Source organism: Helicobacter ibis, from assembly GCF_027859255.1.
GTDB lineage: Bacteria > Campylobacterota > Campylobacteria > Campylobacterales > Helicobacteraceae > Helicobacter_D > Helicobacter_D ibis.
Genome location: NZ_JAQHXR010000001.1, coordinates 417,341 through 442,036 on the forward strand (window position 1 = coordinate 417,341; position 24,696 = coordinate 442,036).

The 24,696-nt window shown below is 32.0% G+C and carries 28 protein-coding genes; 23 read left to right on the top strand and 5 right to left on the bottom strand.

Annotated elements, in window-relative coordinates; translation table 11 throughout:
* Nucleotides 1-85: 85 nt before the first annotated feature.
* Both fliW and PF021_RS02310 read left to right on the top strand, forming a co-directional pair.
* Entirely contained in the window at nt 86-478 is a 393-nt protein-coding gene (gene fliW / locus PF021_RS02305) for a flagellar assembly protein FliW (RefSeq protein WP_271020787.1), read from the top strand.
* A 2-nt stretch (nt 479-480) separates the two neighbouring features.
* Nucleotides 481-2,484, top strand: coding sequence for an ATP-dependent helicase (locus PF021_RS02310; RefSeq protein ID WP_271020788.1), 2,004 nt, complete (start codon nt 481-483; stop codon nt 2,482-2,484).
* Here the strand turns inward: PF021_RS02310 and PF021_RS02315 are convergent.
* Both PF021_RS02315 and PF021_RS02320 read right to left on the bottom strand, forming a co-directional pair.
* Complete coding sequence (locus tag PF021_RS02315; protein WP_271020789.1) at nt 2,481-3,860, bottom strand: methyl-accepting chemotaxis protein; 1,380 nt, start codon at nt 3,858-3,860, stop codon at nt 2,481-2,483. The two genes, PF021_RS02310 and PF021_RS02315, sit on opposite strands and share 4 nt — an antisense overlap.
* On the bottom strand, nt 3,857-4,378 hold the full coding sequence (locus tag PF021_RS02320) for a PAS domain-containing protein (protein WP_271020790.1): 522 nt from the start codon (nt 4,376-4,378) through the stop codon (nt 3,857-3,859). Before PF021_RS02320 ends, PF021_RS02315 begins: the two co-directional genes overlap by 4 nt.
* 107 nt (nt 4,379-4,485) lie before the next feature.
* On the opposite strand from PF021_RS02320, the gene mqnE reads away from it, so the two are divergent.
* Together mqnE and PF021_RS02330 are read left to right on the top strand one after the other, a co-directional pair.
* Complete coding sequence (mqnE, locus tag PF021_RS02325; protein ID WP_271020791.1) at nt 4,486-5,541, top strand: aminofutalosine synthase MqnE; 1,056 nt, start codon at nt 4,486-4,488, stop codon at nt 5,539-5,541.
* Entirely contained in the window at nt 5,528-5,977 is a 450-nt protein-coding gene (locus PF021_RS02330) for a phosphoribosyltransferase (RefSeq protein WP_271020792.1), read from the top strand. Before mqnE ends, PF021_RS02330 begins: the two co-directional genes overlap by 14 nt.
* Here the strand turns inward: PF021_RS02330 and fur are convergent, their stop codons facing one another.
* Entirely contained in the window at nt 5,978-6,433 is a 456-nt protein-coding gene (gene fur, locus PF021_RS02335; protein WP_271020793.1) for a ferric iron uptake transcriptional regulator, read from the bottom strand. It lies immediately after the preceding gene.
* Between the two features lie 232 nt (nt 6,434-6,665).
* On the opposite strand from fur, the gene PF021_RS02340 reads away from it, so the two are divergent.
* The 5 genes from PF021_RS02340 (at nt 6,666) to PF021_RS02360 (ending at nt 12,375) form a co-directional block, all read left to right on the top strand.
* Complete coding sequence (locus tag PF021_RS02340) at nt 6,666-6,965, top strand: DUF2325 domain-containing protein (protein ID WP_271020794.1); 300 nt, start codon at nt 6,666-6,668, stop codon at nt 6,963-6,965.
* Nucleotides 6,966-7,037: 72 nt separating this feature from the next.
* Nucleotides 7,038-7,730 (top strand): response regulator transcription factor, encoded by a 693-nt coding sequence (locus PF021_RS02345; protein ID WP_271020795.1) that lies wholly within the window; start codon nt 7,038-7,040, stop codon nt 7,728-7,730.
* 7 nt (nt 7,731-7,737) lie between these two features.
* Complete coding sequence (locus tag PF021_RS02350; protein WP_271020796.1) at nt 7,738-9,672, top strand: transglycosylase domain-containing protein; 1,935 nt, start codon at nt 7,738-7,740, stop codon at nt 9,670-9,672.
* The gene (locus PF021_RS02355; RefSeq protein ID WP_271020797.1) at nt 9,669-11,369 is read left to right on the top strand and encodes an ABC transporter ATP-binding protein; all 1,701 of its coding nucleotides are present in this window, start codon (nt 9,669-9,671) and stop codon (nt 11,367-11,369) included. The genes PF021_RS02350 and PF021_RS02355 overlap by 4 nt, the downstream gene beginning before the upstream one ends.
* A 46-nt stretch (nt 11,370-11,415) precedes the next feature.
* Nucleotides 11,416-12,375, top strand: a complete 960-nt coding sequence (locus PF021_RS02360; RefSeq protein ID WP_271020798.1) for a chemotaxis protein — start codon at nt 11,416-11,418, stop codon at nt 12,373-12,375.
* 341 nt (nt 12,376-12,716) lie between these two features.
* Here the strand turns inward: PF021_RS02360 and PF021_RS02365 are convergent, their stop codons facing one another.
* Complete coding sequence (locus tag PF021_RS02365) at nt 12,717-12,926, bottom strand: hypothetical protein (protein WP_271020799.1); 210 nt, start codon at nt 12,924-12,926, stop codon at nt 12,717-12,719.
* Nucleotides 12,886-13,239 (bottom strand): hypothetical protein, encoded by a 354-nt coding sequence (locus PF021_RS02370; protein WP_271020800.1) that lies wholly within the window; start codon nt 13,237-13,239, stop codon nt 12,886-12,888. Before PF021_RS02370 ends, PF021_RS02365 begins: the two co-directional genes overlap by 41 nt.
* A gap of 219 nt (nt 13,240-13,458) precedes the next feature.
* Between PF021_RS02370 and napA the strand changes: the two genes are divergently transcribed.
* The 14 genes from napA (at nt 13,459) to PF021_RS02440 (ending at nt 24,696) form a co-directional block, all read left to right on the top strand.
* A complete protein-coding gene (gene napA / locus PF021_RS02375) occupies nt 13,459-16,239 on the top strand; it encodes a nitrate reductase catalytic subunit NapA (RefSeq protein ID WP_271020995.1) in 2,781 nt (926 codons plus the stop codon).
* Between the two features lie 5 nt (nt 16,240-16,244).
* A complete protein-coding gene (gene napG, locus PF021_RS02380) occupies nt 16,245-17,006 on the top strand; it encodes a ferredoxin-type protein NapG (protein ID WP_271020801.1) in 762 nt (253 codons plus the stop codon).
* Nucleotides 17,007-17,792 (top strand): quinol dehydrogenase ferredoxin subunit NapH, encoded by a 786-nt coding sequence (gene napH, locus PF021_RS02385; RefSeq protein ID WP_271020802.1) that lies wholly within the window; start codon nt 17,007-17,009, stop codon nt 17,790-17,792. It abuts the gene before it with no gap.
* The gene (locus PF021_RS02390) at nt 17,792-18,304 is read left to right on the top strand and encodes a nitrate reductase cytochrome c-type subunit (RefSeq protein ID WP_271020803.1); all 513 of its coding nucleotides are present in this window, start codon (nt 17,792-17,794) and stop codon (nt 18,302-18,304) included. The genes napH and PF021_RS02390 overlap by 1 nt, the downstream gene beginning before the upstream one ends.
* Nucleotides 18,304-18,822 (top strand): 4Fe-4S dicluster domain-containing protein, encoded by a 519-nt coding sequence (locus PF021_RS02395; RefSeq protein ID WP_271020804.1) that lies wholly within the window; start codon nt 18,304-18,306, stop codon nt 18,820-18,822. The genes PF021_RS02390 and PF021_RS02395 overlap by 1 nt, the downstream gene beginning before the upstream one ends.
* A complete protein-coding gene (locus tag PF021_RS02400) occupies nt 18,815-19,768 on the top strand; it encodes a WD40 repeat domain-containing protein (protein ID WP_271020805.1) in 954 nt (317 codons plus the stop codon). The genes PF021_RS02395 and PF021_RS02400 overlap by 8 nt, the downstream gene beginning before the upstream one ends.
* The gene (locus PF021_RS02405; protein WP_271020806.1) at nt 19,769-20,227 is read left to right on the top strand and encodes a DUF6194 family protein; all 459 of its coding nucleotides are present in this window, start codon (nt 19,769-19,771) and stop codon (nt 20,225-20,227) included.
* A 30-nt stretch (nt 20,228-20,257) separates the two neighbouring features.
* Entirely contained in the window at nt 20,258-20,635 is a 378-nt protein-coding gene (locus PF021_RS02410; protein WP_271020807.1) for a chaperone NapD, read from the top strand.
* Between the two features lie 182 nt (nt 20,636-20,817).
* A complete protein-coding gene (locus PF021_RS02415; protein WP_271020808.1) occupies nt 20,818-21,207 on the top strand; it encodes an NAD(P)H-quinone oxidoreductase subunit 3 in 390 nt (129 codons plus the stop codon).
* Nucleotides 21,189-21,698 (top strand): NuoB/complex I 20 kDa subunit family protein, encoded by a 510-nt coding sequence (locus tag PF021_RS02420; RefSeq protein ID WP_271020809.1) that lies wholly within the window; start codon nt 21,189-21,191, stop codon nt 21,696-21,698. Before PF021_RS02415 ends, PF021_RS02420 begins: the two co-directional genes overlap by 19 nt.
* Before the next feature lie 11 nt (nt 21,699-21,709).
* Nucleotides 21,710-22,504 carry an NADH-quinone oxidoreductase subunit C gene (locus tag PF021_RS02425; RefSeq protein ID WP_271020810.1) on the top strand — a complete coding sequence of 265 codons (795 nt, stop codon included), beginning with the start codon at nt 21,710-21,712 and terminating at the stop codon, nt 22,502-22,504.
* 1 nt (nt 22,505) lies between these two features.
* The gene (nuoD, locus tag PF021_RS02430) at nt 22,506-23,735 is read left to right on the top strand and encodes an NADH dehydrogenase (quinone) subunit D (RefSeq protein WP_271020811.1); all 1,230 of its coding nucleotides are present in this window, start codon (nt 22,506-22,508) and stop codon (nt 23,733-23,735) included.
* Nucleotides 23,732-23,962 carry an NADH-ubiquinone oxidoreductase subunit E family protein gene (locus PF021_RS02435; protein ID WP_271020812.1) on the top strand — a complete coding sequence of 77 codons (231 nt, stop codon included), beginning with the start codon at nt 23,732-23,734 and terminating at the stop codon, nt 23,960-23,962. Before nuoD ends, PF021_RS02435 begins: the two co-directional genes overlap by 4 nt.
* Entirely contained in the window at nt 23,959-24,696 is a 738-nt protein-coding gene (locus tag PF021_RS02440) for a hypothetical protein (protein WP_271020813.1), read from the top strand. The genes PF021_RS02435 and PF021_RS02440 overlap by 4 nt, the downstream gene beginning before the upstream one ends.

Below are 24,696 nucleotides of genomic sequence, written 5' to 3' on the forward strand. Positions count from 1 at the left end.
ATTTTCGAAATTCTACCAAAATACAGCAAAAATCTTAAGTGGAATTCATGGAAATTAAAAGGAAAAACAAATAAAGGAGTGTGTTATGAAGGGCGAGAGATTTTTGGTTAAGTCTCCTATTTTAGGATTTGAAGATGTAAATGAGGTTGATTGTGCTGAAGTTGATGATGGTGCATTGGCGTTTTTATCAATGATAGGAAAAGATGCAGAATTATTGCTTGTAAATCCATATAAGGTTAGAGAATATTCATTTGAAGTGCCAGTTGGGATTCAAACATTGCTTGATATTAAGCCTAGCTCTAATGTCAAAGTATTTTGTGTGTTTATAAGAGAAAAACAAACAGAGATTTTTATCAATTTCTTAGCACCAATTGTCCTTAATTGTGATAATAATACGTTAGCTCAAGTTGTATTAGATTCAAAAGATTATCCTAATTTTGGGGTTGCAGAATCTATTAAAAGCTATATTAAAGAGTAAAGTTGCCACTTTCTGACTTAAACTTAAAGCAAAGAGAGGCTTGTCTTGCTCCTAGTGGCTATAATTTAGTTATAGCGTCTGCTGGGACAGGCAAGACTTCTACTATTGTTGGGAGAATTTCTTCTTTGTTAAATTTAGGGATTAATCCTAAAGATATTTTACTTCTTACATTTACAAATAAAGCTGCAAAGGAAATGCTAACTAGATTGGAGAAGAAGTTTGATAGTTCTTTGGTAAAAAATATCGAAGCAGGGACATTTCATGCTGTTGCATATAGATATTTACGAGAAAATACACTGATCAACCTAAAACAGCCATCAGAGCTAAAAGCTCTATTTAGAAGCATTTATGATTCAAAAGATATTTTAAGAAATTCAAAAGACGCCTATAAAGCTTCGTATTTATATGATTTGTATTCTTTATTTTATAACTCTAGTATTAGCGGTGATTTTGGCGAGTGGGTCAGTAGAAAAAATGAAGAACAATTGTATTTTACTAGTTTATATAAAGAAGTATGGGAGGAGTTTTGCAAGTTAAAGCAAGATTATAATTATGTAGATTACAACGATTTGCTCTTTATGTATAGGAATCTAGTAGTGCAAAATAATGTCCGATATAGTGAGATTTTAGTTGATGAATATCAAGATACAAATCCGCTTCAAGATTCAATTCTACAAGCATTTAAGCCAGAGTCTTTATTTTGTGTTGGTGATTATGATCAGAGTATTTACGCTTTTAATGGTGCTGATATTAGCATTATTGCAGGTTTCAAAGATAGATACAAAAATAGCAATATTTTTACACTAAGTGATAATTATAGATCTACAAAATCAATTTTGAATCTAGCAAATAAAGTAATAGAAAAAAACCCACGAATCTATCCAAAAAAGCTAGAGGTAGTAAAGCAAGAAGACTATGGTGAACCAAAATTATATGAGTATGAAGATACATTCTCACAATATCAAGGGGTTGCAAATAAAATAAAACTCTCTAATATACCATATGAAAATATCGCTGTTATTTTTAGGAATAACTCTAGTGGCGATGGATTAGAGGCGGTCTTTAGAGAGAATGGAATCCCAACAAAGAGAAAAGGTGGGCTTAGCTTTTTTGATTCAAAAGAAATTAAATACATATTGAATCTTTGCACTATTTTATCTAATCCAAAGGATATGATGGCATTTATCCATACTCTTGGCTATGCAAGAGGTATAGGAGATAGCGTAGCAAAGGAGATTTATGAGGCATTATTATTGCTTGGAGATGGAGATATTATAGAAGGAATGCTAAATCCAAAAGATGATATTCCAAATCCATATCAAAAAAAGGGTCAAACAATTTTACATTCTTTGTTTGAGGAAGAAAAGAGGGTAGCTTTTGTAAATTTAAGAGATGATTTTAAAGAACATAAAATATTAAATAATCTTAGAATCGAGCAAGATGGTGCAGAGTTTTTAAACTCACTTTTTGCGTTTTTAAAGGAATTAAAAGATGTGCAAAAACCATATACCCTAATATCAAAAATATATACAATGCCTATTTTTACCATTGTCGCACAGAAGTTAGCAAAAGATAGAGCTATAAATAAAAATGGAAAATTCGATAAAGAAAAATATGAATTAAGTTTAGAAAGAATAGAGAGGAAGGTGTCCTTGCTTTTAGGATTAGCAGAGCAACATAGTGTATTAGAGAGATTCTTAAATGCCATGCTTTTGGGTTCTAGTGAGATGAGTGAAGGAAGTGGTGTAAATTTACTTAGCATTCATGCAAGTAAGGGGCTAGAGTTTTCTTGTGTTTATATTGTTGATTTAATGGAGGGTAGATTCCCAAATAAAAAGCTAATAGGTCGTGGTGGGAATTTAGAAGAAGAAAGAAGATTGTTTTATGTTGCAGTAACTAGAGCTAAGGATATTTTGCATCTAAGTTATGCAAAGCAAGATAGCATAAGAAATGTAAAATATGAACCTTCTATTTTTCTATATGAGGGAGAATTATTAGAGAACTAAGCCTCTAATAATTGTATTGTTTGCTTTGATTTATCCTCAATATCTTTAAAGTAGCCAATTATTTCTTCTACTATTTCTTTGCTAAGTGCTTTATCTAGCATATCTAGTGCTTTTAGTGTGTCATTTAGCAATATTTGCTTGTTATTATTTAGTTGTGCTAGGTCTATATTGCCTATTTGTTGTATTTTCTCATTATCTTCTATGTATTTTGATATAGGATTTGTGTGTTCAAAATCGCAAGTTTTTTCTTTTATATTAAATGTTAGATACAAATTAGATTTATAGACTATGTGCTCTAGCTTTGAGACATTGAGAAGTAGTTTGCTAACTAGTTTATAAAACACATCTTTTAGATTCATGGTTGTTTCTTCCATGTTTGTAAATATGGCATTAAATGCAACTATATTGTCGTTTGTTTGTTCTGCAAATTTTGATACTTCATTGAAATTGTCTTGTATTAGAGATATTTCTTGTTGCATTGTCTGCACCATTATTGAGATATTATTTGTAGCTTTGTGTGTTTTTTCTGCTAGTTGTCTTACTTCATCGGCTACTACTGCAAATCCTCTGCCATGCTCACCAGCTCTTGCTGCTTCTATACTTGCATTTAGTGCTAGGAGATTTGTTTGGTTTGCTATTTCTGTGATTATCTCTACTATTGAAGTTATCTCTCTTGATTTTTGCACAAAGCTTTGTATAGTATCTACATTGTCTCTTACGATTCCTGTTAGGTTATCCATTGAGCTTGTCATTGTTCTTACATTATCTTGGGATTGTTGTGTGCTTTTTGTTATGCTATCTACTTCATTGCTCACAATGCCCATGTATTCTATATTTTCATCTAAATCATTCGAGATTTTTTTGAGATTTGTATTTTGTGAGTCTAAATTTATATTCATAAGTGATTTTGCAAGTAGATTTGTGAGGTTATCTTTTGCATTTTCTTCTATTTTGATTAATGCTTCATTTATGCTAAGTATATTTTGGTAGAACATCCCCTTTAGTCCTTGAGGAAGCGCTAATCGGTAATATTTGCCTTCTTGAGAATATTTAATGGCAGTTGATATTTCACGCATAAATGCTTCTATATTATCTATGGTGGAGTTTATGTTGTTTGCCATATTTACTAGGTCTAAATCAGCATTTAGATTCAAGATTCTTGGCTCAAATTGTCCTGCTTCATAGTGATTTGTGATATTTATAATCCCTTGAATGAATCTTTCCCTGTTTTTTATTTTAATAATTGCTAATACAATTAAGATTATAGAAACAGAAATTAGCCCTACATTTAGCCAAATATTAAACATAAATACATTTAGTATAAGTGTTGCTAAAAGCAATATTACACAACTTATAAGTAAAGTCCAACTTCTCATCTATAGCCACCTTCTTTGCCTTGATTTTGTAGATCTATCATTAGTTTGTCCCACTGGAGATTGTTGTTTGTAAGAAAATCAACTAGATATTTTTCAGAAGCCGACATTCCCCCATTTTTTTCTAGTTCTACTAGCTTTGCATATATTTGTGATAATGTTTCAACTCCAGCTTTGCTGGGTCTCCTCCTTACAGAGTAGTAGCCTATTATATTGCCATTACTATCAAATGATGCTGTTATATTTGCAAATACCCAATATGTTTCTTTTTGTTTGTTTAAATTACAAACAAAAGCAAAAAATTCCTTCTTTGCTACAACTGTGTCCCATAATGCCTTAAACGCAATTTTTGGCATATTTGGGTGTCTTATTATGTTATGTGGCTTTCTTAGTAGTTCTTTTTCGTTATATTTGCTATATCTCATAAAGTCCTTATTGCAATATGTGATATGTCCTTTTAAATCTGTTTTAGAAGTAATTAGAGTGTCATCTTCTAAAAAAATTTCATTGCTTATCCTCATTTATTTCCCCTATTACAAAATGTAATACATTATAATAAGTTCAATTACAAAATTATTAAAATGATTTATGTATAATTTAGGATTTTAAAAATTATAAGGTTTAATTTATGATTAATTTTGAAGAAGCATTAAAATTATATGACTTGGATATTTATACTTTAGGAAACATGGCAAATGAAATTAGAGAAAAGTATTTTGATAAAAAGGTGTTTTTTAACTCCAATAGACATATAAATCCTACGAATGAATGTGTTGATTTTTGTAGGTTTTGTGGATTTTCATCTCATAGAAAGAATCCAAATCCATACACGAGAAATAAAGAAGAAGTGCTAAAAGAAGCAGAAGATTCGATTAATAATGGTGCATTAGAACTTCATATAGTAGGAGCACATAATCCAAAGCTGAATCTTGCTTGGTATTGTGATGTATTTTTAGAGTTAAAAAATAGATTCCCACAAATACATCTAAAAGCACTAACAGCAGCAGAAGTAAATTATCTAGCAAATTTAGAAAATATATCTTATAAAAAAGTGTTAGAAAAAATGGCAGAAAATGGTGTTGATTCAATGCCGGGAGGAGGGGCAGAGATATTTGATGAACAAGTTAGAGAATATGTTTGTAAAGGTAAGGTGGATTCAAAGACTTGGCTAGAGATTCATGGATATTGGCACTCTTTGGGAAAGAAATCAAATGCCACAATGCTATTTGGTCATGTTGAATCTAGAGAACATAGAATCGACCATTTATTTAGACTTTATGCTCAACAAGAAAAAAGCGGTGGTTTTAATGCTTTTATACCTCTTGTGTATCAAAAGCATAATAATTTTTTGAATGTTAAAGAGTTTCCAACTGGGCAGGAAATTTTAAAGACAATTTCAATTTCTAGAATCATTTTATCAAATATACCTCATATTAAGGCTTATTGGGCTACATTGGGTATAAATATGGCACTACTAGCACAAGAGTTTGGTGCTGATGATATAGATGGAACTATTCAAAGAGAATCCATACAGAGTGCAAGCGGGAGCAAAAGCTTAAATGGAATCTCCAAAAGAGAGCTTGTGTCATTTATATGCGATAGTGGTTTTATACCTGTTGAGAGAGATAGCTTGTATAATGAGATACATACATATTCTAGGGAGGAAATAAATGCAATATTATAGTTATGATGAGTTTAGAGATGATATTAAAAGGCTACTAGAAAATATAGACTTTCAACCTGAAGCAATTGTTGCTATATCTCGTGGCGGGCTTACTATAGCACATTTTCTAGGAATCGCACTTGATATAAGGAAAGTATATACGATAAATGTTACCTCTTATACAAATAAAACAAAGCAAAGTTTAGAAGTATCGCATATACCAGAGATAAGCGGGATAGATAAGATATTGCTAGTTGATGAAATAGTTGATAGTGGTCTTAGTATGCAAAAGGTATTTAAGATACTAAAAGAAATTAATTCAGATTCAGTAATTAAGACAGCTAGCATATTCTATAAAGAAACTTCGTGCTTTAAGCCTGACTATTATATAAGAGAGGCTAAGTCTTGGATTGAATTTTTTTGGGAAGTGGATATTTCAAAAGAGGCTAAAGTTTAGCTACTTTTGATTCTTTAGACATGATTTGCACACTACATAAAGTAGCATATCATGTCCTACTAATTTTGCTTCATGGTCGTTTGTAACTTCTATTTGTAGCTTTTCTATTTCTTCATTGCAGAACTCTTCTATCCTGCCACACTCTACGCATATTATATGGTCATGGTGCAATCCACTTGCTATTTCATATTTTTTGCCACTTTTATCTACTTCTATTGAATTTACAAAACCTTCTTTTTCAAGGAAAGATAGGATTCTATACACAGATGATATGCTACTACTTTTGCATACTTTTCGTGCTAGGGTAAATATTTCTTCTGGGCTTAGATGACCACCATTTTCATAAATTACCTTTAGTATTATTTCTCTTTGTTTGGAATTTTTTAGATTGTTTTTTTTAACTGATAGTTGCAATCTATCCAAAATTGTATTTATTGATTCTTTGTATTTTTTCATATCTTCTCCTTAGAGTTAGTCTGTGGGCAAAATAAGAATCCTAAATTCTTGAAACAGCGAGTATTTAAAGGTATTTTAAAAAGTATTATAATAAAAAAAATAACATTTCACAATGTATTTTGGTAAATAGTTTTTCAAATTTAGATAAATTGAGAATGATTTTTATTTATCATTAAGTTAATAACCATTATCATTTTATAAAAATATATAATTTATAAATTTGGAGGATTATATGTCAGTTCTAGTGATCGGTGGAGATGAGATTGTTCCAATTAAAGCAGTATTGAAAAATTTTGGTTGTAGTAGCATTATGCATTGGAATGGTAGAAGAGAGAGTGTGAATCATAAGGATTTGCCACAAAACATAGAATGTTTAGTTATGCTAACTAATTTTTTAAATCACAATACAATGAGAAAATTTAGAAATGAAGCAAAGAAAAAAGATATACCAGTTATCTGCACAAAAAGAAGTGTAAGTTGCCTTTATTGTGAGTTTATGAAGGTTTTTGGTAAGGAATGTCCTTGTAAATAATTTTAAATTTATTTTTACATAAATTTTAATACAATCCCTACTTATTTTACATTAAAAATACGAGGGGATCTAATGTTGGTTGATTTATTAGAGCCACTAAAAAATGTCAGTGTTTTAATCGTGGAAGATGATGTGGTGGCACTTGATTTATTAAAACTTCCTTTGGAAAGAAAATGCAAAAAAGTATTTATAGCCAATAGGGGTGAGCTTGGATTGAAGGTTTTTAAAAAAGAGGCTATTGATGTTGTAATTACTGATGTTAATTTGGAGGGCAATATCGATGGCATATCTATGGTTAAGGCCATGAGAAGCATAGACCCAAAAATCCCTGTTATTTTTATGACTGCATATAGCGATGAACAAAAAATATCAGAAATGATAAAGTTAAATGCTTGTTCTTTAATTAAAAAAGAGGTTGATTTAGAGGAACTTTATGTATTACTTTTAGGGCTTTATAAGCAATTACATAAAGATGAAGTGGTTGATTTGGGTAATGGCTGTTTGTATAAAAGGCTTGAAAATTCTATCTCAAAAGGTTATGCAGTATATGAGCTAACCGATAGAGAGCGTCAAATACTAGAGTTATTGATTGGTGCTAATGGATATCCTGTAACTTATGATGAGTTTCATAAAGAAGTTTGGAAAGATTCTCCTATGACTATGGATTCTTTAAGAATGCATATAAATAGCTTAAGGAGAAAGACTTATTATGATTTAATTAAAAATCACTCAAGGCTTGGCTACAAATTAATTAAGGAAAATTAAATTTTATATGAGTAATTTTTTTAGAATTTTTGTTACATTTTGTATTATTGCTGGAATTACTATTATTTTTTTTGTTAGTCAGCTTTATTCTGAAGTTCGAGATGATACAGATAAAATAGTACATTACAAGCCACCAATTGCAACGCAAATATTTGATAAAAAAAATAGATTGGTTGCAAATTTGTTTGAAGAAGAATTTAGATTCTATGCTTCATTTGAAGAGATTCCACCAAGGTTAATAGAGGCTTTATTGGCTATTGAAGATACTTTGTTTTTTGAGCATCCGGGAGTTAATTTAGATGCGATAGTTAGGGCCATGATAAAGAATATAAAAAACGCTAGATATGCTGAAGGTGGTAGCACAATAACGCAACAATTAATTAAAAATGTAGCATTAACTAGAGATAAAACAATAGAAAGAAAAATAAAAGAAATGTTGCTTGCATTACAAATAGAAACCATATTAAGTAAAGAAGAGATATTAGAAAGATATTTAAACCACACATATTTTGGGCATGGATTTTATGGAATCAAGACAGCTTCTATTGGGTATTTTAGAAAAGATATGGACGAGCTTAGTTTAAAAGAGATGGCAATGCTAGTTTCTTTGCCTAGAGCACCTAGCTTTTATGATCCTACTAAAAATTATGATTTCTCATTAGGTAGGGCAAATAATGTATTGCAAAGAATGTATGAGCTAGGCTGGATTGATAAAGATGAGTATGATTTATCAATGGCAGAAAAACCAATTGTATATAATGATACTCTAACTAAAAATGTAGCACCATATGTTGTAGATGAGGTGCAAAGACAGCTAAGTGGGATATCTGATTTAAAAAAAGGTGGATATAAGATATATTTAAATATTGATTTAGATTACCAAGCATTAGCAGAAGAAGCACTATACTTTGGGTATGAGCAGATTCTAGCAAGACATAAAAAAGATGAAACTCTGCAAGATAAGTTAAATGGTGCATTTGTTGTATTAGAGAGTGGGACTGGGAATATTTTGGCACTAGTTGGTGGTGTGGATTATAAAAAAAGCAATTTCAATAGAGCCACACAAAGTAAGCGACAAATAGGAAGTAGTGTTAAACCATATTTATATCTTACAGCGGTTAATTCTGGGTTGGGACAAAATTATGAGATTCCAGATATTGCTAGAACATATGAATACAGAGTTAATGGTGAGAGAAAGAAATGGCAACCAAAAAACTATACTAGTTCGCTTAAGGGATTCGTAACTCTTAGGGAATCTTTAACTAAGTCTTTAAACTTGGCAACTATCAACCTAGTAGAAGAAGTCGGTTTTGATAGAATGTATAGCGGAATTTTGAATTATGGCTTTAGCAATGTGCCAAAGGATTTAACTATTTCTCTTGGTAGCTTTGTTGCCTCTCCACTTGAGATGGCTAGGAATTTTATGGTGTTTTCAAATTATGGTGTTGTAATTGATCCCCAATTAATGAACAAAATAGAAGACATTAATGGCAATGTCGCTTATTTTAAACCCGATACACATGAGCTTACAGAATCTAAGCAGAGTTATTTGATAGTTGATATTTTACAAAATGTAATAAACAATGGAAGTGGTAGGAGAGCTAAAGTAGAGGGCTTGGAAGTAGCTGGTAAAACAGGGACTACAAATGATAATGTCGATGCGTGGTTTTGTGGTTTCTCACCAAGCATTGAGGCTATAGTATGGTATGGTAAAGATGACAATACTCCTATGGGTTATAGTGAGACAGGTGGTGTAGCACCAGCACCTGCGTTTTCTTATTTTTTTACAAAATTATTAGAGCTTGAGCCGGGATTGCCTAGGAAGTTTAAAAAACCAGAAGGAGTTGGAGATAAGGTCATAAATGGCGAGAGATTCCTCTATACTGATAGAAGTCCTTTGAAATATAAGGAAAGAGAGACTAGTAGCGAGATATTATTTTGAAGCAGTTTTTTATTAGATTCTTCCCATATATTAAAGAATATAAAGCGTGTTTTATATATGCAATTATAGGTGCTTTACTAGTTGCACTAGCAAGTGCTGCTGCGGCATATTTAGTAAAGCCAGTTTTAGATGATATTTTTATCAAAAAAGATGAAACAATGCTAAAGATTCTGCCATTTTTGGTTGTTTTGGCGTATTTTGCAAAAGGACTTGGCACATACATACAGACATATTATATGAGCTTTGTTGGTAATGATATTGTTCGTCGTTTGAAGGATAATTTGCTATCAAAGATTCTTAGCTTTGAGATAGGGTTTTTTAATTCTAATCGAAATGGTGAGATAATTTCGCGTGTTATGAATGATATAAATGCAATTCAAGGTGCTGTGTCAAATCATTTTATGGAATCTTTTAGAGAGTCTGCTACTATTGTTGCTTTAATTTGTGTTGTAATCTACCAAAGCCCAGAGTTAGCATTTTATGGGCTTGTTGTTATGCCTCTTGTTTTGTATCCAATAATTGTAATTGCAAAGAAAATGCGTAAATTCTCCAAAAAGATTCAAGAAAAAAATGCTGATTTATCTTCTAAGTTAGTCGAGATTTTTAATAATGTAGAACTTGTAAAGATAAGCTCTAGCGATAAAATGGAGATATCGCAATTTGCAAGTCGTAATAGAGAGCTTTTTAATGCTATTATGAAATCAGTTAAATTATCAGAATTGTATTCTCCAATAATGGAGACAATAGGTGCTATTGCAGTTGCTGTTGTTATTGTTGTTGGTGGATACAAGGTAATAGATGGTGAGCTTAGCACGGGTGCATTTTTTTCATTTGTTACTGCACTTTTTATGCTTTATACTCCTATTAAGCGTGTTAGTGGGCTTTATTTGAAGTTCCAAGTTGCATTTGTGGCAGGGGATAGAATCTATGAGCTACTAAATAGAGAGAGTGGCTTTAAAAGTGGAAGCGAGATTTTAGAGAAGGTGACTAGTGTTGAATTTAGCAATGTTGGCTTGAAGTATGATGATAAAGAGGCTTTAAGGGACATTAATTTAAAGCTAAATTATGGAGATACAATCGCATTGGTTGGAAGTAGTGGTGGTGGTAAAAGTTCTTTGGTGAATCTTTTATTAAGACTATATGAGCCTACAAGTGGTGAAGTGCTGATAAATGGTAAGAAAATAGAAAGTTATGATTATAAAAGTCTAACTAGTAAAATAGGTGTTGTAACTCAAAGAATCTTTATATTTAATGATAGTGTTGCAAATAATATTGCATATGGTGATGTTGTTGATGAAAATAGAGTAATAGAATCTCTAAAGAGTGCTATGATTTATGATTATATAGAATCTCTACCAAATGGAATTTATACTAATTTAGATGAATTTGGTGCGAATCTAAGCGGTGGTCAAAGACAGAGAATCGCCATTGCTAGAGCATTATATAAAAATCCAGAAATATTAATATTAGATGAGGCTACTAGTGCATTAGATAACAAAACTGAAGAAGGATTTAAAGAATCTCTAAGGCAAATTATAAAATATAAGATTGTGATAATAGTTGCACATAGACCTTCTACGCTATCTTTAGCTGATACACTTTATTTTCTAAAAGATGGAAAAATAATAGATAGTGGCAACCTAGATAATCTGCTTAAAACTTGTGAAACTTTTAGGGAATATTATAAAAGTGTGTAGAAAATAATGTTATAATTTTCAAAATTTCTACTTTAAGGTTTCTATAATGTCGAATTTATCAAATGTTGATCAAATTACCAATTTGCACAGGAACAATGAGTTACAACTTCTGTGTTTTAGATTAGAAAAAGACAAGGATTTATATGCGGTAAATGTCTTTAAGATTCGTGAAGTTGTTAAATATAGGGGAGAGATAACTGTTGTCGCACATGAGGGAAGTTCTTTGGTTGAAGGATTGATAACGATTAGAGAGCTTACAATACCTTTAATAGATTTAAAGAAGTGGTTTTATTATGATTCTGCAAATAAGACAAAAAACTTGGATCCTTATGGTATTGTTAGGGATCCTGGTGATGATGAAGTGGTTATGATATGTGAGTTTTCTAAATGGACAGTGGGGGTTAGAATCTATGAAGCAGATAGAATCTTAAATAAAAAATGGACCGATATTGAGCAGAGTGCTGGTATTGGTAACTCTGGGCTTAATACAAAACTTGTAAGTAGAACGAGATATTTTGATGGGCGTTTGGTGCAAGTAGTTGATATTGAAAAAATGCTAATTGATGTATTCCCATGGATTGAAGATGAGAAAAATGATGAGATGAATAGGATACAGGAGATTGAAACTGATAAGGAAGTGCTATTAGCAGATGATTCTCCAAGTGTTATTAAAACAATGCAACACATATTAACAAAGCTTGGGCTTGTATATCATACATTTACTAATGGACAGCAGTTGCTTGATTATGCCTTTGATGAGAATACTGATATATCTAAGATAGGTATTATAATTACAGACTTAGAAATGCCAGAGGCAAGTGGATTTGAGGTTATTAAGCAAATTAAAGCAAATCCAAAAACAGCCCACTTGCCAATCGTCGTAAATTCATCTATGAGTGGTAGTAGCAATGAAGATATGGCAAGATCACTAAATGCAAACGAGTTTATCTCAAAATCAAACCCTATAGAGGTAGAAGAAGCTTTAAGAAAATTTATGATTAAGTAGCTTTTGCTACTTAACAAACAAAATTCAAAATCACATTACTATCAATACCAATTTAATACTTTTTATAATTTTTTTGGCTTTTTGTTTATGTTGCTTTATGTATCTAATTTTATAGTAAAGATGGATATAATTTTTTATGATTAAAATCTTTTGATAATTAGTTAAAAATTTTGAATCTTATTGCTAGATTACTAGAGAAAAAGTTTAAGCAGATTATAAAATGTAAATAAGCCATAATGTAAAAGTAGATATAGCTTGTTTTGTAGGATAAAAATAATTGGAAGTGATAATTTGTAGGTTAATTGTAATATGAATATTTTTATAGGACAAATTAGTAAATTCTAATAGAATATAACACTAATTGTAGCAACTACTGACATCATTTTCATTGATGTTTCTGCGCCTAAAATAGTTGTTTTAGGTTTTGTATATCCAGCATCGATACCTATTGTCATAAAAGGAATCATAGGCATGTCAAATTTGGCACCAACATTTAGAGCGTAAGTATTGTCAAAGTCTCCAAATAAATATAGAATAGCTAGCACCAACATAAGGGGTTAATCCAAATGAAGTATTATATCCAACTAATGCTCCAAATTGAATATTTGCATCGCTAAAACTGCTATATTTCATATATTTGATTTGTGGAGCTACTACAAATCTTGAATTAACAGAACCAAGCCATACTCTACCATATCCACCATAGAAGTTCTCACTAGCGCTTTCACTAGCAGAAGCACTACCATAACTTGCTTCAATATCAGCCTTTGTTAGGCCAACCATTAAACCAGCTTCAGGCTTCACTTTTAGAGAGCAAACTTCCATAGCCATTGTAGCATGAACAAGCAAAATCAATGATAACATGATTTTTTCATACCAAATCTTCTCCTTATAAATAATTTTGTATGCCCATAAAATATTTTATTTAAATATTGTTGGCGTTGCATTTTACAAAAAAATAAAGTCAAGGATAAAATTTAAAAAACAATTTTGTTTTAACTATATATAAAATTTTGTATATTGCAAAAATGTGTTGTTGTAAATATAATTATGTTTCATTTTTTATAAGGAGGTTTTATGCCAATAAATAGAAGAGATTTTCTAAAAACAGCAGCTGCTGCAAGTGCAGCAAGTGCGGTTGGTATTTCTGTGCCAAGTAGTGCATTGGCACAAGCTAGAGAAGCTGAAAATACATGGAAATGGGATAAATCTGTATGTAGATTCTGTGGAACTGGCTGTGGGATAATGGTCGCTACAAAAGATGAGCAAATAGTAGCAGTAAAAGGTGATCCAGCTGCTCCTGTAAATAGAGGACTAAATTGTATTAAAGGCTATTTTAATGCAAAGATTATGTATGGAGATGATAGATTAACACAACCTCTATTGCGTGTTAATTCTAGTGGAGAGTTTGATAAAAAAGGTAAATTTCAGCCTGTCTCTTGGCAGAGAGCGTTTGATATTATGGCAGAGAAGTTTAAAGAGGCATACAATGAGCTTGGACCAACTGGTATTGGTGTATTTGGCTCAGGTCAATACACGATTCAAGAAGGATATGCAGCAGCTAAACTTATAAAGGGTGGATTTAGAAGTAATAATATAGATCCAAATGCTAGACATTGTATGGCTAGTGCTGTTGTAGGTTTCATGGAGACATTTGGAATTGATGAGCCAGCTGGTTGTTATGATGATATTGAGCTAACAGATACTATTGTTACTTGGGGAGCAAATATGGCAGAAATGCACCCTATACTATGGGCAAGAGTAACTGATAGAAAGCTATCAAATAGCGATAAAGTTAAGGTTATAAATTTAACTCCATATTCAAATAGAACTTCTGATTTAGCAGATATAGAAATTGTTTTTGCTCCTCATACTGATTTGGCTATTTGGAATTTTATTGCAAGAGAGATAGTTTATAACAATGAATCTGCAATTGATTGGAAATTTGTAAAGAATAACTGTATCTTTACTACAGGATATGCAGATATTGGCTATGGTATGAGAACTGATATAAAACATGCTAAATACGATAAAAAAGAGCTTGATATAGCAGCTAAAGAGAAATCAAAAGTATTAAGTGAGAATGAGGGTGTAACTCTTCAATATTTAGGATTAAAAGCTGGCGATGTTATGGAAAATAAACATAATGCACAAGCTGGGAATCACTGGGAGATTAGCTTTGATGAGTTTAAAAAAGCACTAGCACCTTATACGCTTGATTTTGTAGCAAAGATCGCTAAGGGTGATAGCAAAGAATCTTTAGAATCTTTTAAAGAAAAATTACAAGCTTTGGCTAATTATTATATTGAGAAAAACAGAAAAGTAGTTAGTTTTTGGACTATGGGTATGAATCAGCATACAAGAGGAACTTGGGTGAATGAGCAAAGCTATATGGTTCATATGCTTCTTGGCAAACAAGCAAAGCCTGGAAGTGGAGCATTCTCTCTAACTGGGCAACCAAGTGCATGTGGAACCGCAAGAGAAGTTGGGACATTTGCACATAGACTTCCTGCTGATATGGTTGTTGGCAACAAAAAGCATAGAGATATAACAGAAAAAATTTGGAAACTACCTAGCGGAACAATAAATCCACAAATTGGTGACCACTTTATGCAAATTATGCGTAACTTAGAAGATGGGAAAATTAAGTGGGCGTGGGTGCAAGTAAATAATCCATGGCAAAATACCGCAAATGCAAACCACTGGATAAGTGCTGCAAGAGATATGGATAACTTTATAGTTGTATCGGATTCTTATCCTGGGATTAGTGCTAAGGTTGCTGATTTAATTTTACCTGCTGCTATGATATATGAAAAGTGGGGTGCGTATGGAAATGCTGAACGAAGAACGCAGCATTGGAAGCAACAAGTATTGCCTCAAGGAAATGCTATGAGTGATATTTGGCATATTTTGGAATTCTCTAAGAGATTTACACTAAAAGAAGTTTGGGGTGAGAAAAAAGTAAATGACAAACTAACATTACCTAGCGTTTTAGACAAGGCTAAAGCTATGGGATATAGCGAAGATTCTACTTTGTTTGAAGTATTGTTTGCAAATAAAGAAGCACTATCATATAGCACAAAAGATGCAATGCTAGATAAAGAGTTAAACTCTGAAGTTTTTGGCGATAAAAGAGCTGTGGTCGGTAGTGATGGTGAGGTGTTTAATGGTTATGGATTCTTTGTTCAGAAATATCTTTGGGAAGAATATAGGAAGTTTGGCGTAGGTCATGGACATGATTTGGCTGACTTTGATACATATCATAGGGTTAGAGGACTAAGATGGCCTGTTGTAGATGGCAAAGAAACTCAATGGAGATTCAACTCCAAATATGATTTCTATGCAAGAAAAGCAAATAATGGAGAATTTGCATTCTATGGTGATTTTGGCAAAGAACTTCCAAGAGGGGATTTAATCTCACCAAAAACAGATAAGAAATATTCTCTAAAAAATAAGGCAAAAATATTCTTCCGCCCTTATATGGATCCACCAGAAATGCCAAATGATGAGTATCCATTCTGGTTAAGCACTGGTAGGGTGTTGGAGCATTGGCATAGTGGAACTATGACTATGAGAGTGCCTGAACTTTATCGTGCTGTGCCTGAAGCATTGTGCTATATGAATCCAGAAGATGCAAACAAGCTTGGCGTAAAGCAAAATGATGCAGTATGGGTTGAATCAAGAAGAGGTAAAGTTAAAGCTAGAGTTGATACTAGAGGTAGAAATAGACCACCTTTGGGGCTTGTTTATGTGCCTTGGTTTGATGAGAAAGTATATATAAATAAGGTTTGTTTAGATGCTACTTGTCCTATTTCTAAGCAGACAGATTTCAAAAAGTGTGCGGTAAAAATATATAAGGCATAGTTAATATGGATAATCAAAGAAGGAATTTCTTGCTTACAAGCTCAAAAGCAATGGCTTTAGCTAGTGTGGGTGGTATTATTTGGGGCGCGTTTTTAACAGGCACAAGAGCGAATGAGTTTATTTTGCGACCACCTGCTGCACTAGATGAAGATGAGTTTTTGAGGCATTGCATTAGATGTGGTCTTTGCGTTGAAGCTTGTCCATTTGATACGCTAAAGTTGGCTAGTGCTGGTAGCAAAATTCCTGTTGGAACGCCTTATTTTATACCTAGGGATATTCCATGTGAGATGTGTAGCGATATACCTTGTGTGCCTATATGTCCGACAAATGCTTTGGATAAGAATTTGGTTTTGAGTGGAGATTCTTTGGATATTAACAAAGCAAGAATGGGTGTTGCAATAGTTGATAATCAAAATTGTGTAGCTTATTGGGGAATCCAATGTGATGCATGTTATAGAGCATGTCCATTAATTGGTGAGGCAATAAAGCTAGAATATAAAAGAAATGACAGAACAGGGAAGCATTCATATTTGCTGCCTGTTGTTGATAGTGAAGTATGCACTGGCTGTGGTAAGTGTGAGAAGGCATGTATTACCAAAAAAGCAGCAATTATTGTTATGCCTAGAGATATGGTGCTAGGAGAAGTTGGGACGAATTATATTAAAGGCTGGGATAGTGGCGATGAAGCAAGACTAAAAGATGCAAAGACTAAGAATCTAAAAGAAAATACAAAAGGTGTAGAGAGTTATCTAAATGGGGAGTTTTAGATGAGAAAATATAGATTTTTAATTTTACGAAGATTCATTCAGTGCTTGATTTTATCTTTATATATGCTTGGTAGCTATTATGGGGTTAAGATTTTGCAAGGTAATTTAAGTGGGTCTTTGTTGTTTGAGACTATACCCCTTAGTGATCCTTTTGCGCTTTTGCAATTATTCTTTAGCGGTGCTATAGTTGGCTTAAATTCACTTCTAGGTGGTCTTATTATAATTTTGTTTTATGGAATCTTTTTTGGCAGAGCATTTTGTTCTTTTGTGTGTCCTATGAATCTAATTAGCGATCTTGCGTCTTTTGTTAGAAAAACTCTAAAAATTCGTGGTTCTCTTTTTGTGATTAGCAGAAATACTAGGTATGTTGTTTTTGGTTTATCATTAGTGCTGTCATTTATATTTGGTATCCCAGCTTTTGAGAATATTAGTCCAATTACTCATATTCACAGAGGTCTAGTCTTTGGTATTGGATTTGGTGGCTTTATAGTTTTGTCTGTATTTTTGTTTGATATAGCTATAAAGCATGGTTTTTGTGGACATGTTTGTCCTCTTGGGGCTTTTTATTCTCTTGTTTCTAAATTTTCTATTTTAAGGGTTAAGTATGATTTAGAATCTTGTACAAAATGTATGGAATGCAAAAATATATGTCCTGAAAATCAAGTTCTAGACTTAATTACTCATCATAGCGGAAGAGTAACTAGTGGAGAGTGCATATTATGTGGTAGGTGTATAGAGGTTTGCGGTGATAACGCTTTGGAATTTAGTATTATAAAGGAGAAGTAATGAAAGTTATGAAAATTAGTATTTTTTTATCTATGCTTATCTTTGTTGGTTGTAGTGTAGGTGGTGTTAGTGATAATGATATTGGTTTGCGAAAAAGCTCACTTTTTAGTGAAGATTCTGCAATTAAAGCCTATGATTATAATCTTAAAGCAGCAGGAGAATCTACTCTAATTGATAGAGCATTTGAAAATGCACCACCTATGATTCCACATAATTTAGATGATATGTTACCTATAACAAAGGAGAACAATTCTTGCACATCATGTCATTTGCCAGATATTGCAGAGGCTGTAAATGCTACTCCTATGCCAAAATCACATTTTTATAGCTTTAGAGAAAATGTAGATTTAAAGGGTGCTATGGACGAGAGTAGATTTAATTGTGTTGCTTGTCATGCAACTCAAGTTAATGCACAACCTTTAGTTGGTAATAAATTTATGCCTAATTTTAGAGAAGCTGATTCAAATAAAAAATCTAATTTATTAGATGTTCTAAATGAAGGTGTTAATTAGTGGCTAGTAGGAGAGAATTCTTAAGAGGAATCTTTAAAGGAAGTAAAGAGGGGCAGAGTTTTGTCCCATTACCTCCTTATAATCAAGATAGAGAATTGTTTTCTAGTTGTAATTCATGTCAAGGTGAGTGTATTAGTGCTTGTGCTCTAGAACTTCAGAGTGTTGGTGGTATTGGAGTATTAAAGCATAACGGAAAGATTTCATACATTGACTTTGGTGTTAATGGTTGTTTGTTGTGTGGTAAGTGTGCTAGTGCTTGTCCTAGTGGTGTTTTGCTTGAAGATTGTGAAGCCAACTTTAACTTTATGGTAAAAATAGATGAACTAAATTGTTTAGCATATAATAAAACTATGTGTTATACATGCAAAGATATGTGTGTTAGTCAAATGGGAAATAAAGGTGCAATAGAGTTTTTAGGTATGTTTTATCCTAAAATAAATAATGAGTGTGTATCGTGTGGGTTTTGCATTAGCGTGTGTCCAACTAATGCGATAGTATTGGAGGAAATACATGCTTAGAATCTTTATGTATGTTATGTTAGCTTGTGTATCTTTATTGGCGATAGAACCTTATAAAAAGGTTAGTTTAGATAACAATTTAGTAAGCTCAAATGTTGTGAAGAATAAGCTACTTGTTGGTAGTGATTTTGGCGAAGTAATAGAGATTTTCTTTGATGATGAATTTTTTAAAATAGAATCAAAAAGATTAATGCAACTCCCTAAGGTAAAGACTTATTTTGGCGATTCTTATCCTAGAGTATTTTTTGTAGATGTATTTTATGATTCCATGCTTGTCTTAAGCGAGGGAGATTATGGTGGGAAGAATCTTCTTATCATTAAAGATGGTGCGATAGAAAATATCCTAAAAAACCACGAAGCTTTGAATATAAAAAAGGCTGCTTTTGTTAATAAAGATTCAATCTTTATTGCATTAGCTAGTAATGAAATTATGCTCTATAGTCTAAAAGATGATGAGTTTAAATATAAAAAGCAAATATCAAGTGCTAGTTTTTCTGACTTTTCTTTAAACGAAAATAAAGACAAATATGTATTGTCTTGTGAATCTGGTATTGTGTATTATGGAGATGTAAAAAATGGAGAGATAATAACTACCTTTGAAGGTGCAAATAAGGATAATGTATATAGGGCATTAATATCTGATAATGAGATTATAATTACCGCAGGGCAAGATAGAAAAGCTGGAATCTACAAAGGTAGAGAGTATGATTTTATACAAACTGATTTTTTGGTATATAGTGTAGGCATTAGCAAAAATGGAAAATATGGCGCATATATGAAAAACGAATCAAGTGATATAGCTGTGTTTTCTTTTTTGGATAAAAAGGAGATTGTGGTATTACAAGGACATACTAATGTATTAAACTCTATCTTTTTTGTTAGCGATAATAAAATTATTAGCACAGAAGATGGAAAAGATATTTTATTTTGGAAACTTGATAAATAAATGCAGATAGAAGAAATAATTAACATATTGCAAGATAAATATAGTGGCATTGTTTTAAGAGAAATTTATGGAGAAAAAGCTTTGTTTTATAATCCACACAATTATTTTAAAAATGGTGTCTATTTTTGCACTATTAAAGAAACTGATGGTCCAAATGACAATATATCTAAATTAAATAGAGAAGGTATATATAGGTTAAGTTGTAGTATAGATTATATTTGTTACGAACGATTATTTGGCAAAAAGCCATCTAGACCTAAGAGAGGAGAATATGTAAAAATTGGTTGTGATATAAAGTTTGAATGTTTAAATATAATCATGCCTCATCCTATATATGCTTATTTGTATTGGATATGTATAAACTCTCCAAACAAAGAGAAGTTTTATGAATTTTTAGAATTTATTGATATTAGTTATAATAAGGCAAAGAGCAAATATGATAAGAAATTTCGTATATAAACATAGTTTCAATAATAACAAGGAATTAATATGTCTAGTGATAATTTTAGTGTTTCAAGTGTTGTTGTAATGTGCATGGCTAGTGATGTTGATAGACTATGTGAAGAGTTAAATAATATAGAAAGCGTAGAGTGGCATTACAAAGATGATAATGGAAAGATAGTAATAACAATGGAGTCTTCTAGCATAGATGAAGAAATAAAAATACTAAAACAAGTAGAAAGCCTAAAAGGCGTAATATCTGCACAGATGATGTATTCATATAGTGAGCAAGAATTACAAAAAATGCGAGAAAATATAGATATTGGTGAGATTCCAGAGATATTACAAAATGATAAATTAAAAGCAGAGGATATTGTGTATTATGGAGATGTATCAAACAATATAGATAATATTTTAAAAAAATAATATTTCTATATAAATTTGATACAAAAAGTAATAGTAAATTTAACTTTTTTACTTTAATGAAATTAGAAAATGTCTAAAAATAAAGGCTTTTATCTCTAAAGCAAAAAACTTCTTTATAATTTTTAAGAAAAGTTTGATAAGATTAAGTAATAATTTTTATCAAAGCTTGTTAAGGAGATATCATGTCTCATATGGATGTCGCTCACCCATATTTTGGAATCTTTGCAATTTTTATATTCACATTTGTTGCTTTTTTGGCAACTACATTTCTTTCTAGGTTTGTTGGAAAAAGTTTAGCAAACAAAAACACTCAAAAGTTAAAACTAGCTCCGTATGAATGCGGTCTAGCTCCGACAAAACAACCAAATAGAATCTCATCACAATTTTATTTAATGGCTTTGCTGTTTATATTATTTGATGTAGAAGTTATTTTTATGTTTCCGTGGGCTGTTGATTTTAAGATTCTTGGTATGTTTGGTTTTATTGAGATGATTTTGTTTGTTTTCTTATTATTTTTAGGCTTTATATATGCATGGAGAAAAGGGGCGCTACAATGGCAGAGCATGAAGTAAAATATCTAAAAGATTCTGGTCTTCCAATAATGCTTACAAGTGTTGATAAGCTTGTAAATTGGGGCAGAAGTAATTCATTATGGGCTATGACTTATGGTCTTGCATGTTGCGCTATTGAGATGATGGCAACAGGTGCTTCAAGGTATGACTTTGATAGGTTTGGGACTATTTTTAGAGCGAGTCCTAGACAGAGTGATGTTATGATTGTTGCAGGGACGGTTACTAAAAAACATGCACAATTTGTAAGGCGACTATATGATCAAATGCCAGAGCCAAAATGGGTCATATCAATGGGTAGTTGTGCAAATACTGGTGGTATGTTTAATACTTATGCAACGGTTCAAGGTGTAGATAGGATTATTCCAGTTGATATTTATCTTCCGGGGTGTTCTCCTAGACCAGAGACTTTGCAGTATGCTTTAATGGTGTTGCAACAAAAAATAAGAAAACAAAAATCATCGCGTAAGATAGAACCAAAACGACTTATCTAGGGAGGATATAAGTGAGAGAATATAAACCAAAGGCAAATGCACAAAAAGAGGTATATTACAAAGATAGATTCTATGTTTCTCCTAGAGTGCCTAGATATGAAGTTAGCAACGAAATTGACTTGCAAGTTATTAGGGATTTAGAAGGATTTGTATGTGAAACTTATATCGAGCGTGATACTTGTGTTGTGTGGATTGGCAAGGATAATATAGTTGAAGCATTAAAAATAATAAAAGCAAATGGCTATGAAACATTAAGCGAGATGAGTGCTATTGATTATTTAGAGAGAGATGGTGGATTTGAGATTTTTTATCAGTTGCTATCTTTTACACATAAAAGAAGACTAAGAGTTAAGACATTTTTGAAAGAAAATGAAGAAATAGAATCAGTTAGCTCCATTTTTAGCAGTGCTAATTGGAGTGAGAGGGAAATGTATGATATGTTTGGAATCATGCCTTTGCACCACCCATATCCAAAGAGGATTTTGATGCCTGATGATTGGGTTGGACATCCATTGTTAAAAAGCTATCCTCTGCAAGGCGATGAGAGTGCTAGATGGTATGAGGTTGATACTATTTTTGGCAGAGAATATAGAGAGGTTGTAGGTGAAGAACAAAGAGATTCTGCAAGGGTAGATAGATATGATAGCACTCGTTTTTCAAGGCTTGGTTATGAGGTTAAATATGGCGAAGTGATAGATAAAGATAATGAAGTAAAAAAACCAATTATGTATCAAGAAGAAGATGGCGTGTTGTTTGTAACAAAGCTAACAATAAATAATCAAAAGCAATTAGACAAGAGGAAATAAAATGCAACAACCAAACAAATTAATGCCGTTTTATGAAAATATTGCTTTTGATAGGATTAGCGATAATGCTATGGTGCTAAACTTTGGACCGCAACACCCAAGTGCTCATGGTCAATTAAGGCTTATTTTAGAGCTAGAAGGCGAGAAGGTAATTAAAGCTACTCCAGATGTTGGATACTTGCATCGTGGTATGGAAAAAATGGCTGAAAATATGATTTATAATGAGTTTTTGCCAACAACAGATAGAATGGATTATATTGCTGCTAGTTCAAATAATTATGCCTTTGCTTTAAGTGTTGAGAGATTGCTTGGAGTTGAAGTTCCAAGAAGGGCTAAGGTTATAAGAACTATGCTTTTGGAATTAAATAGAATCATTTCTCATTTATTTTGGCTTGCTACACACGCACTTGATGTTGGTGCTATGAGTATTTTTCTTTATTGTTTTAGAGAAAGAGAATTTGCTATTGACTTAATAGAAGACTATTGTGGTGCTAGACTTACGCATTCTAGTGTTAGAATAGGTGGTGTGCCACTTGACTTACCTCCTAGTTGGTGCGATAAATTAAAGGCATTTTTAGATGAATTACCAAGTAGGATTGAGCTATATGAGGGGATATTGAGTGAAAATCGTATATGGAGAATGCGTTTAGAAAATGTAGGGATTGTAACTCCGCAAATGGCTAAAAGTTGGGGTCTAAGCGGTGTTATGCTAAGAGGTAGTGGTATAGAATGGGATATAAGAAAAGAAGAGCCATATGAATTGTATGATGAGCTAGAATTTGATGTGCCAATTAGTGCTAGTAATGATAGCTATGGGAGATATTTATTATATATGGAGGAGATGAGACAGAGCATTAGAATCTTATATCAACTAATAGAAAAATATAAAGATACAGATAGTCTTTTGATGTGTGAGGATACTAGGTATTTTTCAGCGCCAAAAGAGCAAATAATGACTCAAAATTATTCTTTGATGCAACATTTTGTGCTTGTAACTCAAGGTATGCGTCCGCCTATAGGAGAGATATATGTCCCAACGGAATCTCCAAAAGGTGAGCTTGGATTTTTTATCAAATCAGAAGGTGAGCCATATCCATATAGACTAAAAATGAGAACACCAAGCTTCTTTCATACTGGAGTTTTGCAGGATTTATTGCCCGGTCATTATTTAGCAGATGTTGTAACTATTATTGGTAATACAAATATAGTTTTTGGGGAAATAGATAGATGAAGCGAATTGATTTGAGACATTTAAAAAATGATTTTGAAGGTAGATTAAAAGATGCCATTAACAATGACTTAGATATTGGAGAGGTTGGAATCTTTTTGTTTGAAGTTATTGATTTTTCTAAGGTTCAAAGTAGTGCAGATGTAGTTGAGAGTTGTGGTGCTATGCTTATGAATTCTTTGAGATTCAACGAAGTTGATTGGACAATAGTTGTAAAGAGGCTGAAATGATTAAAGAATCACCAGAAATTTCAAATTATGATAATTTAATTTTATTTGGCGGATTTATAGATGATTTTTATAATAGATTCCCAAATATAAAGTCTTTTGATAAGAATATTTTTCTAATAAGCCCTATAAATTTTGACTATCACCCAAATATAACTCATTTTTCTTATGAGGTTTTATATGATGAGTATGTTGCTTGTTTATTGGCTTATTTCTTAAGTCCTACATTTAAGACTAAGTATGCAAGTTTGGATATAGGCTATCTGTCTTCTGAATCAAATCTATCTGAAGAGGAGTTAGAGCAAATATCACTAAGCACTAATGGTAAAAACAGCTTAATTATACTTGGAAGCGATATTTATAAAAGCAATGTTGCAGATAATATTATTAGGGCATTTAATTTTATTTTGAGTGAAGAGAATTTTGATGTTGCTTTTTTGGATTCTAAAAAAGCAAATAATAATGAGCAAACAATCGATGAAATAACAGAAATACAAGATGATATTAATGGGTTGGTAGCTTATATAAGATATGATGATAAAATGAGGCTTGAAGGCTCAAATCAGTTTGCTTTGGTTGGTAAGGTAACTAATGGAGATATGATTTCTTTAAATATGGATACTAAAGAATTAAAGGTTAAATTCGTGCTAAATCCTAAGTTAAAAGGATTAATAGGTATGTTATTTTCTGATATTAAGTTTGAATCTTGCTATTACAAAACAACTATAAAAAGGTAG